This is a genomic window from Acinetobacter sp. WZC-1, from assembly GCF_052544965.1.
On the sequence record NZ_CP199370.1, the window covers coordinates 1681785 to 1695300 of the forward strand.

At 44.1% G+C, this 13516-nt stretch carries 11 protein-coding genes; 3 read left to right on the forward strand and 8 right to left on the reverse strand.

Annotation, left to right across the window (positions count from 1 at the left end; translation table 11 throughout):
- Positions 1-29: 29 nt before the first annotated feature.
- Complete coding sequence (locus tag ACT6PV_RS07770) at positions 30-1001, reverse strand: CorA family divalent cation transporter (protein ID WP_445115830.1); 972 nt, start codon at positions 999-1001, stop codon at positions 30-32.
- A gap of 29 nt (positions 1002-1030) precedes the next feature.
- Positions 1031-1210, reverse strand: coding sequence for a hypothetical protein (locus ACT6PV_RS07775; protein ID WP_445115831.1), 180 nt, complete (start codon positions 1208-1210; stop codon positions 1031-1033).
- 764 nt (positions 1211-1974) lie between these two features.
- Between ACT6PV_RS07775 and ACT6PV_RS07780 the strand changes: the two genes are divergently transcribed.
- From ACT6PV_RS07780 to ACT6PV_RS07790, 3 genes are all read left to right on the forward strand, one after another.
- The gene (locus ACT6PV_RS07780; RefSeq protein WP_445115832.1) at positions 1975-2835 is read left to right on the forward strand and encodes an alpha/beta hydrolase family protein; all 861 of its coding nucleotides are present in this window, start codon (positions 1975-1977) and stop codon (positions 2833-2835) included.
- A gap of 479 nt (positions 2836-3314) precedes the next feature.
- On the forward strand, positions 3315-3635 hold the full coding sequence (locus ACT6PV_RS07785) for a hypothetical protein (RefSeq protein ID WP_445115833.1): 321 nt from the start codon (positions 3315-3317) through the stop codon (positions 3633-3635).
- A gap of 144 nt (positions 3636-3779) precedes the next feature.
- Complete coding sequence (locus ACT6PV_RS07790) at positions 3780-4244, forward strand: MarR family winged helix-turn-helix transcriptional regulator (protein WP_445115834.1); 465 nt, start codon at positions 3780-3782, stop codon at positions 4242-4244.
- Between the two features lie 235 nt (positions 4245-4479).
- On the opposite strand, the gene ACT6PV_RS07795 is transcribed toward ACT6PV_RS07790, so the two are convergent.
- The 6 genes from ACT6PV_RS07795 to ACT6PV_RS07820 all read right to left on the reverse strand — a co-directional run bounded on the left by ACT6PV_RS07795 (position 4480) and on the right by ACT6PV_RS07820 (position 13507).
- Positions 4480-5946 (reverse strand): aldehyde dehydrogenase family protein, encoded by a 1467-nt coding sequence (locus ACT6PV_RS07795; protein ID WP_445115835.1) that lies wholly within the window; start codon positions 5944-5946, stop codon positions 4480-4482.
- Positions 5947-6337: 391 nt separating this feature from the next.
- Entirely contained in the window at positions 6338-7045 is a 708-nt protein-coding gene (locus ACT6PV_RS07800; protein WP_445115836.1) for an enterotoxin A family protein, read from the reverse strand.
- Between the two features lie 539 nt (positions 7046-7584).
- Positions 7585-9339 (reverse strand): ABC transporter ATP-binding protein, encoded by a 1755-nt coding sequence (locus ACT6PV_RS07805; protein ID WP_445115837.1) that lies wholly within the window; start codon positions 9337-9339, stop codon positions 7585-7587.
- Positions 9340-9351: 12 nt separating this feature from the next.
- Complete coding sequence (locus tag ACT6PV_RS07810) at positions 9352-10494, reverse strand: ABC transporter permease (RefSeq protein WP_445115838.1); 1143 nt, start codon at positions 10492-10494, stop codon at positions 9352-9354.
- A gap of 7 nt (positions 10495-10501) precedes the next feature.
- Complete coding sequence (locus ACT6PV_RS07815; RefSeq protein WP_445115839.1) at positions 10502-11440, reverse strand: ABC transporter permease; 939 nt, start codon at positions 11438-11440, stop codon at positions 10502-10504.
- 12 nt (positions 11441-11452) lie between these two features.
- The gene (locus ACT6PV_RS07820) at positions 11453-13507 is read right to left on the reverse strand and encodes a M3 family metallopeptidase (RefSeq protein WP_445115840.1); all 2055 of its coding nucleotides are present in this window, start codon (positions 13505-13507) and stop codon (positions 11453-11455) included.
- Positions 13508-13516: the final 9 nt, after the last annotated feature.

Genomic DNA, 13516 nt, shown 5'->3' on the forward strand with positions numbered 1-13516 from the left:
CCCCTGAACAGATCATCCTTCTGGTAAACTCAGCGCAGCCAGCCTTTATATTTAATATAAGCCAATGGCAGAATTGCCGCCGCCAGTGTCAGGAACATTGAATAGATAAAGCCATGTTCCCAGGACAATTCCGGCATGACCGAAAAGTTCATCCCATAGAAAGTCCCCACCAGGGTAGGTGGCAGAAATACAGCAGTAATAATGGTAAAGACTTTAACAATCTGGTTCTGCTTGATATTCAGAATATTGGTCACCGCATTCTGTAAATACCGTACTTTTTCATATTCAAAGGAGGCGTGCTCTTTCACCTCAACCACATCACCGGCCAGTTCTGTCACCAGAATCTGCAGCTCTTCCTCTTCAATATTATGCACTTCACCATTTAAATAACGGACCGCCCGGATCAATGATAGCTGTGCTTCCAGACATCTGGAAATAATCTCTTCCTTTTTATTCAGGCTAATAATGGTACTGAGCAGGTCCTGAACCCCCAGTTCCTTACCATCATCACTGCGCCCCTCTGAAATCTGAAATATATCTTCAGCGGTCTGTTCCAGTTCATCTGCAATACGGTCAATCACCATATCGGCATTGTCATTGGCAGTCTGCAGTAAAACCCGCAAAACCGCCCGCGGATTGGCATGATTCTGCAATTTACGGTTTAAGCGGCGCAAGGCACTGTCAAATGGTCTGAAATCTGCATTTGGGTTCAGGGTAATGACCACATCATCGGAGAGAATAAAGTTTACTCTGCCAAAAACCGGACTGCCTTCAGGAGACAGGGTCAACAGATCAGACCGGATATACAGATAATTACCAATATCCATTTCACCATTGTAATGGTTATTGCCTGTCTCTATACCAAAAGTATCCGACAGGTTCTTTAATTCATCTTCAACCGGTAAATTTACTTCAATCCAGACCAGATTGCTGTCAATCTCAGCCGGTAAACCATTTATTGCAGTCAGAGTGTTGTCCATTTTGACATAGCTGGTGATCATGTTTATTTCTCACTGTCCAGGAGTTTAAATTAGTGCTTCGTATGTGACACAGAAGTGGAAGAAGTTTCTGTTTTCTGATCTGACGGCTGCCCATAATGAACCACCACCATCACCGCAACAATCACCAGGTAGAGAATGATGACGGCAATGATGACTTCATTTTCCATACTCTGAAATGGAGAACGTTTGCTTCTGGATTTCTTTTTCATACATATTCCTCTTGGCATTTAAGGCAGAAATGTATGAGTGCATGTACTGTATGGTGAACCATCAGTATTCGTATGACTGGAACGTGAGAGAAAATTTAAAAGATCTCAATACCCTGCGTCCACAAGGCATGAGTGAAAACCTGTCTTGTGAATATGCTATACGAATGTTAACAATCGACTACCGTCACTTGAACATGTACTCACACAGGTCTCCAGATAATTTTGATCGCTGGATTCTAACAACAAAAAAAAATTGGTCAAGTAGTCATCAGCAATTTTATTTAAAGTTCATGTAAATGATGGATGAAACCATTGTGGATTAGAGGTATCAATTTCCTGTCCTGTCCTGTCCTGTCCTGTCCTGTCCTGTCCTGTCCTGTCCTGTATTGCAGCAGGATATTCAGTCTTTCAAAAGACTTTTTAATATCCAATTGGCTTTGTTGCACAAAAATTTAAAAGTTAAAGCTATCCCACACAATTCAAATTCAAGGTACAACCCGGATCAGGATGTTTCCTCGATGAATTAAAGCCTGATTGCAGGTGGGCCAATTGGTTGTACGATATATTTCAGGTGCAGGCTTATTCATTTGAGAATGATATTACTGAATAAGCTCTTAACAGTAGGTTTGTGCAACAAAGCACAATTCTCTTCCAGACTGAACTCAATTTATATGACTTTTTAGTCATACTTTCATCCAGGTTTACCGAGCCAGTCGCTATAAAGTAGCTATACGGCACTCCACTGCACTGTATGGGAATGTGACATGCATACATTTGAAAATTTAAGTATCACCTGTAAAGACGGCTACACGCTGGCTGCACGTTTTTATAAAACTGCCAAGAATAACCACAACTTATTACCGGTACTGATCTGCCCTGCCACAGGGATCACCATGAATTTTTATCATGCATTTTCAGAATGGCTGGCTGAACAGGGATATGATGTTTTAAGTTTTGACTTCCGGGGGATTGGCGCTTCACTGTATGGCGCATTAAAACATTCCACCGCCAGTATTCAGGACTGGGGATTACTGGATATCCCTGCTGCCATTGAAACATTGCTGGCCAATACTCAGGCGGATCAGGTGATTTTACTGGGGCACAGCGCCGGTGGACAATTGACCGGCATTATTCCCAATTATCATAAAATTGCCAGAGTGGTTGCCATTGCCGGTTCAACCGGACATGTCAGGGGCTTAAAAGGCAGGACCAGACAACTTGCTCCGATTATGTTTCATGTTATTTTCCCTGTTTCATCATTTTTTAAAGGTTATGGTGCGACAAAGATGCTGGGGATGGGTGAAAATCTGCCCCGAAAGGTGGCCAGCCAATGGGCGCTGTTTTGCAGTAAACCCGGCTATGTCATTAACGCAATTGGAAAAACAATTTTTGAAGATCATCACCACAGGATCACCTGCCCTGTGAGCGTATTCTGGTCCGCCGATGATGAAATTGCCACTGAAGCCAATGTCCGGGATTTACTGCGCCTGTATCCCAATGCCGAAACGCAGATGCATCAGCTACGGCCTTCCGATTTTGGGCACCGACAGATTGGCCATATGCTGATGTTTAAAAAATCGCATCAGAATATATGGCCTTTCATTTGCCATGAATTCATGGCCTGACTTTGCAGCCACTTCCCATATAAGTGTTCAGGAAACCCCATCTAAATTGATACATTATAACAAATACAGGCAAAATAATTTGAGGTCATGGCATGGCCTGCATTTCTCAGTCGGATCATGTTCTGATGGTGTTCTGTCGACTGACTGAAAATTCAGACAGTGTTTATGTATTATTTGCTTACATTTACCGTGTATTTTTTACATCAATTTATACTGACCCAACCTGATGCATTAAAATAAAGAATATAATTAATTTATTAATATTCAGTATATTATGTAGTATTCACATACTAAATATATGGATTTTTACAGTTTATGGCGTTTCAGACAGAAATTTTTTGCTAAAACGCCAGATTCAAAAAAATAATTTTTTCATTAAAATGCCATCTTAGCTCCGATTGTTTAATAAACAGTCAATAGCTAAGGCCAGAATAGCAATCTATCTGAGTCAAACAGTGAATTGATCGGGATTATCTGCGATGACAAATGTAACTACACTCACCTTCAACAAGACGTCAAAAGCCTTCGCCAATACACGTTATGAAGGGGCGTATATCAATCGTGATTCAGCATTTGAACAACATCAGGTAAAAGTCGTGGTCACGCAGGAGAATCAACAGCAGGAATTGATCTACCAGGTCGTTCCCGGGAATGCATTTCCAGCAGCAAAACTGCTGAATGTAACGGTTCTGGATTCTCAGCTACAGGAAGAAGCAACTAAATTTGCTCAGAGTATTGTTGCGTTTCATCAGGATAAAGACAGCTACACCCTGTCTTTACTGGACAGTTACCCTGCATAGTTCTTTCGCGCAGGAGGAATCTGAAGTACTGGATTTCTCCTGTTTTTGTGTTAAATTACCGTTATTTATTGTTTAAGTCATTTAATCTCAAATACAATCGCGCTTGTCACAGCAGGATATAATTCAAAAACCGGAATCTTAAAAATGTCAAAGAGATATGCTAAATTTTTACCAGGCCTTGAAAATTTCAATATCGAAAATTTTCCTTTCTATTGGGTGACCCAGGTACATGCACGCTATGTCATGAATGTTGACCATGTCCTGAAAAAATATGGCGTGGATAACTCCAGAAGACGTCTGCTGATTTCGCTTGAAGCCCGGCCCCATGCCAGCGTTTCCGAACTTTCAGAAATGATCGTTTCAAAAATGTCCACCACAACCAAAATTGTCTATCGCCTGAAGGACGAAGGTTTCGTTGAGACTTATTCCTGTAGTGAAGATGCACGTATCACACGGGTCTGCCTGACCGAGTCCGGCAAACAAATGGCAAATAAAATTAATGATTTAATGGCGGTTGTACTTGAGCAGTCCTTTGAAGGTCTGACACCGCTTCAGATTGAAAAACTGATGGAATCCCTCAAACATATCTTTAAAAATCTTTCCCATTAAGATAAGGGTGGATATCACTGTCCGTTACCAGCAACCGTCATCAAAACGGATGATTGTTTAACTGAGCTGATCATTATCAAGATTCATAAGCCCGCGCGGAACAGCTGGTCAGTATTGAAACTGGCCACTGTAAAATACCAGCCCCTGAAATCAGAGGCTGACATGTCATCCAGCAACATTCAGAATCGAAATCCAGCCATTCGACTGAATACTGTTTCTGAACTGGATCCCGTTTCTAAATTGGATATTGTTTCGGCACTTCCTGAATGGTAATCCAATGTGTGCGTGTAAATTCATCCAGTAACCAACCGCCATTAAAACGTCCCAGCCCTGAGTTCTTTTCACCGCCAAAAGGTGCATTCGGATGATCCATGACCGTAATATCATTGATATGTGTCATTCCTGCATCAATCCCCAGTGCAAAGCGGATACCACGTTCGTGATCCCGGGTACAGACCCCGCTGGATAAGCCATATTCCGAAGCATTAGCCAGGATGGCTGCATGAGCTTCATCTTTTGCCTTAATGACTGGCAAAATCGGACCAAAACTTTCATTACGTGCCAATGAAGTATCAGGATCCACATCAATAAAGACATGCGGTGGAATAACATTATTCTGAGTCTCACCACTAATAATCAGCCTGGCACCATCCTGTTTGCCCTGCTCAATTAATGCATGAATACTCTTGATTTGCTGTTCATTAATAATCGGACCGACCAGTGTATCTTCCAGACTCGGATCACCCACTTTCAGATTTTCGACCTTAATTTTTAGTTTTTCCACAAACTGGTCATAAATGCTGGCATCCACAATCAGACGATTGGTACTCATGCAGATCTGCCCCTGATTCAGAAAACGTCCCATCACGGCAATATCAACCGCCTGATCCAGATCAGCATCATCCAGAATCACCAGGGGTGCATTTCCCCCCAATTCAAGCGCCACTCGTTTAATACAACGTCCACCGACTGCAAGTGCGCCAATATGTTTACCGACTTTAGTGGAACCGGTAAACGAAACCAGTTTTGGAATATCATGTTCAACAAAGTAATCGCCAATTTCACTGCTGGAACCAACCACCACGTTCATGACACCTGCCGGTACTCCGGCTTCTTCAAGCAATTTACCCAGCAACAGGCCGCCAGTAATCGGTGTATCACTGGATGGTTTCAGCACGACAGTATTACCCGTGGCAATGGCAGTAATCACCGAACGCATACTCAGATAAAATGGATAATTCCAGGGACTGATCACCGCAATCACTCCCAGCGACTGACGGTATACCCAGCTTTGCTGATTCGGTTCAAGCGCTTTCAGTTGTGTGTTGACAATCCGTTCAGGATAAGTCGCAGCTTCTGCGATAATTCCAAGTACGGCGGTTACTTCGCCCCTGGCTTTCAGACGGGTACCGCCTGCCTCTTTGACCAGCCAGCTGATAATTTCTTCCCTGCGTTGTTCAACCACTTCTGCAAGTCTGGTACAACAGGTTTTTCGCTCTTCAACAGATGACCTGGACCAACTTTGCCAGGCGGTCAGTGCACCTTGATAAACACTGTCAATATCTGCCTGACTGGCACCAGGAATCTGAAGAATTTCCTGTTGCGTATAGGGATTAATATTCTGAATCAACTTATTCGAATTGCCTTTTTGCCATTTTCCCGCAATAAACTGTAGATCAAAACCACTATAAACGTCTGACATAATCTCAACCTTTGATATTTAAGCTGTACTTATTTAATGTATGTAAAAACAGCTCCATATGCCAGCATAAAGATGTTATTAAATATTTTTTTTAAATAAGATCCGGTTTAATGCAGAACCACCCTCCTTATAATTCCAGAAAGTATAGCAGGGCCCAACAGGAGTAAATGACTACCCTGACATATAGCCACTGAAAATCCGATAAAGCTGAGCGTCGGGATGACAGCCCGTTATAACAGTCGCAGTAGAATCCAGCCAGAACTCAGGCAGATATAAACAGGGAAAAAAGAGTCCGGTCAGAATGAAATATAAAAAAGCCGGCTCAGAAAAGCCGGATTATGGGGGGGATTATATTCAGTTTATCATTTTTACTGCATGATGATATTACGCATCATTTTGCACAATGCGATGCAGTACAACTGTCTATTGATCTTGTAGGGCCTACATCAGACTCACTGAAACCAACGGGAACATAGCCTTCAGCTGACGATGAATAGTTCGGATTTTCCCGGGCCTGTCCAATATTGAAAACAGGCGGTCCATCCGGAACGAAGTTATCAAAGAATCGGGTGACCGGATAGGCAGAAACAATACGTGAAGGATAAATGCGATCAACGGCCACCCATTCATGCTGGCCGAAATATCGCCGGTATTGTTCAGTATCAGGTAAATTATCGGCCATTGAGAAAAAGTTGGTATTATCAGGGCTGATGGTATAAACCCATGATCGACACTGCACTCTTCCCGTGGAATCACAGATCCAGGCATTCCGATATGTATCATTGACCTGTGATGAAGCTATACTTTCCGCCGTTTCGGGACTGGAAGTTGTAGAAATATATATGGCATTGGCCAGATTGGCTCCACCCTGTGCATAAAGGGTGATACTCGCCTCTGTTCCCCGGGCAGTAAAACCATCCCTGAAAATTTCATCAGGACTTCGGCTGTCAACTCTGTATACGTATCTTGGCAACTCAACATCAGTATTTAAACTGCTGTGTTGCAGTGGTGTGGGAGCGGCATAAATGGATGTGGATATAAACAGTAAAGGGAAAATAACACTTTTAATCAACGAAGCATGATTTTCTGAGGCTTTCATTATACTCTCCAATCAGTCTGTGATTTTTACAAATTAGTCTGTATACATTGCAATTACATGACAAGTTAAATAATTATTCACTTAAACTTCCCATCGAAAAATAATCAGTGCTGTTCAATAAATAAAAATTACGCCCATGAAAAGACTCATAAATATAATTTATACATTATAAATAATTAACTTAAGTTATTTTTAGCTCCCGTGAAAACCATTCATCCATGAATATCATGGGCTTACCATGCTGCAACATCAATAAGTTAAACTACACAATAATATCCAGCTCAGTCTCTGTAAAATAAGGAACCTGAACTGAATGACTCACTTTCTGATCAATATCTGAACTTAAAAACCAACAGGAAACAGCCATAAAAAGACTCCCCGGCCAATGAGCAAAGCCTTTTATGAAGCTAAAACAAAGAAAATGGAACCACGATGCAAGATGATGCATATGACGGCACTTTGCTGGCTTCTGACGACACCCTTACCAGCATCTCATCACTATACAAACTGACGCACCACTGAATGATTCATTCAATACCTTAACTCAATGCGCTGATGCCCTGTGGAATGGCGCTCAACAGTTTTCGGGTATATTCATGCTGCGGATGCTGATACAGTTCATCTGAATTGGCCATTTCAACAATTTCACCATGATTCATAACCATGACCTGATCAGAAATATATTTGACTACAGACAAATCATGAGAAATAAAAATATAGCTTAGTCCGAACTCATCCTGTAGATCCTGTAATAAATTTAAGACCTGAGCCTGCACTGAAACATCCAGTGCTGAAACCGATTCATCACAGATCAGTATTTCCGGTTTTAATGTCAGACAACGTGCAATTGCAATCCGCTGACGCTGTCCACCGGAAAACTCATGCGGATAACGATTATAAGCCGTCGCCGGTAAACTGACTTTGTCCAATAAATTTAAGACAATCTGCCTGCGTTCAGCATCATGCTGACCAATCCCATGGACCCGCATGGGCTCCGTTAAAATCTGGCCGATGGTAAAGCGCGGATTCAGTGATGCATACGGATTCTGAAAAATAATCTGAATTTTCCGCTGATACTGTACAAACTCCTTTTCACTCATTGCCAGGATATCTTTCCCTTCAATCAGGACCTGACCGCCACTTGCTTCATGTAAACGCATCAACAATAGACCAATGGTGGTTTTCCCCGAACCGGATTCCCCAACCAGCGCCAGTGTTTTGCCCCGGGCCAGTTCAAAGGATACCCCCCTGACTGCCTGGAATTCTTCCTGCCCCCACAATCCCTTGCGGCTATAAAAGGATTTTTTCAGGTCCCGGACTTGCAGAATCATCTGTTCATTTCCAGTCAGACCCCGTTTTCTTTCCATCAGGCTCATGGCAGGGACCGTAGTCTGTTCCACCAATGAACCATCTGCCGCCTCCTTCATAAAGTCACTGGTCACCGGCAAACGCCAGAGACGATGGGATAGCTGAGGCCGGCAATGCAGTAAAGCACGTGTATAAACATCTTCCGGTTGTTCCAGTACCTGACTGGCACTGCCCTGCTCGCGGATTTCTCCGTGACGCATGACAATCACTTCATCTGCGATTTCACCCACCAGTGCCAGATCATGGGTAATAAACAGCATTGACATCCGGTAACGCTGTCTGAGGGATTCCAGCAGATCAATAATCTGCTTTTGTATGGTCACGTCCAGCGCGGTGGTCGGTTCATCGGCAATCAGCAGTTTTGGTTCACAGGCAATGGCCATGGCAATCATTACCCTTTGTTGCTGACCACCAGACAACTGACTGGGATAAGCATCTATTTTGATTTCCGGTGAGGGAATGCCGACTTCCTTTAACAGCTCCAGCGTACGCTGCCGGGCTTTTTTCCGGTTCATACCCAGGTGCAGACGCAATGTTTCTGCAATCTGATTGCCCACTGTAAAAACCGGATTTAAAGAAGACATGGGTTCCTGGAAAATCATGGCAATTTCCTTACCACAAATCCGGCGAATCTCCTTTCTGGAAAGGCTCAGTAAGTTTTTCCCTTCAAAAATAATTTGAGCCGCTGCACTGATTTTACTCTGACCGGCAGGCAATAAGCCCATAATGGCCATGGATGACACAGACTTACCGCTGCCGGATTCCCCCACCAGTGCCACGGTCCGATTGACCGGAATGGAAAATGAAATACCCTTGACCGTCTCGATATATTGTTTATTTTCATTTTTAAAACTGATCCCCAGGTTTTCAATACGCAATAAGGTGTCAGCGTCCACAGTATCTCTAATATCCGTCTGATGATGCATGTCATTCTCCTGCTATTTGAGTTTTGGATCGAGGGCATCACGCAATGCATCCGTGAACATTGAAAATGCGGTCACCAGCACCGCCATGGCCGTTGATGCAGCAACCAATTGCCACCATTTCCCCTGAATCAGCTCACTTTGTGCCTCATTCAGCATGCTGCCCCACGACACCACGCCCACAGGGACACCAAAACCGAGAAAACTTAAAATCACCTCAGATTTAATGAATGAAACCACCAGAATGGACATCTGTACCAGGGCGATATGGCTGACATTCGGGAAAATATGGATAAACATCCTGCGCAGATTGCTGACCCCAATCGCTTTTGCCGCAAGCACATATTCCCGGGATTTATGCTTCATATATTCAGCACGGATCAGCCGGTATACACCTGTCCAGCCGGTCAGCCCCAGAATCAGAACAATGGACAAAACGCCCCGCTGCTGGAGTACCGCCGCAATTGCCAGCACCAGCAGCAAATAGGGAATTGAAGTAAAAACACTATAAAACCAGTTAATGACATCATCCACCCAGCCACCAAAGTAGCCGGAAATTGCACCTAAAATACTGCCGATAATGACTGCAAATAAGGCCGCAACCAGTCCCACAATAATTGAGGTTTCCGCACCCTTAATGGTTTTCTGTAAAACATCCTGCCCCCACTTGTCCGCACCAAACAGCAGGGTAGTTTTTAACTGTTGCTGCTGATCCATCAAATGGCCACCAAGCTGCTGGTTAATCTCCTGCATATCTGCGGCCAATGGATCAACCACTCCATAATAATCAATGGCCTGGGAGCCCTGTTCATTTGCAATCTGTGCTTTCAGCTCATGAATCACATCCTTCAGCGGATCTACCGGATTTTCCGGCAACGCCTCCTTTGGCATGGACGAATCACCTGTCTCATTCAGACTGTGCAGGTTCGGCCCCATAAAACCCGGAGGTGCATAACTGACCGCCACCTCTTTGTTCCAGCTGGATGCAATAACCCCGGTCATGGATAGGCCCAACATGACACAGTAAAATAAAACAACCAGCAGTGAAACCATGGCAATCCGATCCGATCGCAATCTGCGCATCGCCAGTTGCCATAAGCCTGGAGACTCAGGTGTCACATCTGCTTCGTCTTTTCCTTTCCATAAAGCATTCAGCATATTTCACCTACTTCAACTGGACACGTGGATCTACGGCCTTATAAATCAGATCCGCAATCAGATTAAAAAACATGGTTGCCGCTGCAACATAGACGGTAATTGCCTTAATGACAGGAAAATCACTGCGTTCAACAGCAATGATAATTTCCCGGCCAATTCCGGGAATGCCGAAAAAACGTTCAATCAAAAATGCACCAATCAATAAGGCAGGCAATGCTGACATGACATCGGTAATGATCGGAATGGAAGCATTGCGTAACACATGTACCCCCAGAATCCGACGTTCGCCCACGCCTTTGGCCCGGGCTGTCCGAATATAGTCCTGATTAATTTCATCCAGCACAAAACTTCTATAGAGGCGTAAGGTGGGAGAAATACTCACCACCAGCATAATGATGATAGGCAGTAAGGCATATTTGAACAGATTTTCCGTAAAGTCATCACTCCAGCCCTGTACAGGAAACCAACCAAGTTTATATGAGAAAAAATACTGAAAAACAATAATATAAACTAGAATACTGATTGACATGCCAATGGTACACAGCATCATGACCATCCGATCGGCCAGGGAACCCCGAATGGCCGCAACGGCCAGCGCCAGTAAAATGGAAATCAACGTCTGTAAAATGGTCAGTGGAATAAGTAAGGTCAGTGAAGGACCCAATCGGGTAGCCAGAATCTGCGAGACCAACTCTCCGGTACTCCAGCTGGCCCCATAGTCAAAGGTCAGAATTTGTTTAATGAAAATCCATAACTGAATATAATAGGGTTGGTCGGTACCCAGTTGTTTTCTGATGTTTTCAATCTGCTCTGGACTGGACATTTTCCCAGCCAGGATATAGGCCGGATCTCCACCAACCCAGTTAAACAGGAAAAAGATCAGCAAAATCACGCCCAGCATAGTCGGAATCATTTGCCAGAGTCTTCGGATCACATAAGCCAGCATCGCAGTCGCTCCTTATTTGACCCGTTGTCCGGTAATCTCGTTCAGAAAAGCTTTGTTATCCGGTGCCCTGCCCAGGAAATCCCGAACCAGTTGTTCCGCAGTTTTCTGGCTGCCCTGTGACAGAACCTTCTGACGATAACGCTGACCCACTTTCGGGTTATTCAGATTGTCTCCATACGCCGACAACATATCCAATGCCAGTACTTCCGACCACATATAACCATAATAACCCGCCTGATAGCCTTTCATTACATGACCAAACTGCCCCGGAAACTCTGTGGTCGGCACATAACCCAATGCCGTTTCAGCCTCCATTTTTTTCCATACATCCATTGGCTTGACCTGTAGGGCATCTGCTGCATGTAGCGCCATATCGTATTGAGCATACAGGGTCTGACGTGCATAACGCAGGCCGCGCCCATAGTTATGAACCGACTTTAAGCGCTGAATGAGTGCATCATCAACCCGTGGACAGGCCGGGTCGCAATAATCGGCAATTTTTGACAGGGTTTCCTTACGACGGGCCCATTCTTCATACATCTGGGAAGGCGCTTCTACAAAATCACGTTCAACCGATGTACCGGACTGAGCTTCGTAACGGGTCTGGGACAAAATTCCGTGCAAAGCATGGCCAAATTCATGTACAAATGTCTCCAGCTCATCGCTGTTCAGGCCCTTACGGTTAAAGTTGGTCACCAGCACCGATACAGGCCTGCGGCCCGCCAGGCTGCTGCTGCCATAAACACTCCATACTGCAGCATGACCATATTTGCCTTCACGCGGAAATTTATCCATGTATAAACCGCCCAGCAGCTTGCCGGTTTTTTTATCCATGACATCATAATATTCAACTTCTTTATACCAGGTATTGACTTTGACCGGTTTAAATTCAATACCATATAAATCTGAGGAAATTGCAAAAATCCATTTCTGAGCAGCCAGTGTCGGGAAATACTCCCTGAGTTTTTCCTGATCAATCTGATATTTGTTCTGACGTAACTTCTCACTCCAGTAACTTTCACTCCAGCGCGTAATTCCCGCCTGATCCAACGGTATATTTAATGTTTTTGCCTTAAATGCGCTGAGTTCATCCGCTTCTTTTTTTTCCAGTGGCGCCACGGTTTTCTGGACATCGGCCAGGAACTTATTCACAGCCTGCGGTGTTTTGGCCATACGTTTTTTCAGTGCCCAGTCCGCATAGCTGGGCAGTCCAAACAACTGAGCCTGTTCATGACGCAAGTCAATGGCCTGTTTAAGTAAATCCAGATTTTTTTCAGTACCGCGACGGGTATACGCAATCAAATAACGCTTACGGGCATCATCATCATCTGCCAGTTGCATAAACGGGTTATATTCAGGGTATTCAAAGCCCAGCAGATAATTGCCTTTCTCATTTTTCTTTAAACCTGACAGATAACTTTCAGGCAATCCTTTCATTTCGGCAGCTGTAAATTCCAGTTTTGTCGGATTATCCCTGACATTGCGGGCATATTCCTGTCCCAGTCTGGTCAGCTGATCCAGTATCACCTTTAAACGGGCACGCTTTTCCGAACTGAGTTGTACCCCGGTATTTTCAAATCCATCCAGTAGATCCTGACGGTATTTGACATCAATGGCATCCATGGTTTTCGCAGCTTTAATCAGCTTATAAAGTTTCGGATTCTGGTACATTTCCGTCATGAACTGATTAATTTTAATGCTGCAATCTTCTGCGGCCTTACGCACCTTCGGATCAGGGTCAATATTGCTGTACAAACCAACCGGACCTGAGAAATTCTCAAAATCCACCAGCATGGCATTCCACTGCTGCAAAATGGTTGCTGCCTCAGCTTTCGGTTTCAGTGATTTTTCTTCCAGTAAACTGATATGCTGCTGCAACTGATTCAAACTGGTATCACACTGACCGGCAACCTGGTCAGCCTGAAATAACGAAAGTGTCTTCCGGGCATCCGTATCTGCAAATGCAGTCTGACCCAGACCACTGACGCCAACGGCCAGCAGATAACAGACCGACAGTTTTTTTGCTTTCTTTTGCAGCGTTTTATTGCTCACCACTTTATTTTTCATCATCACTCC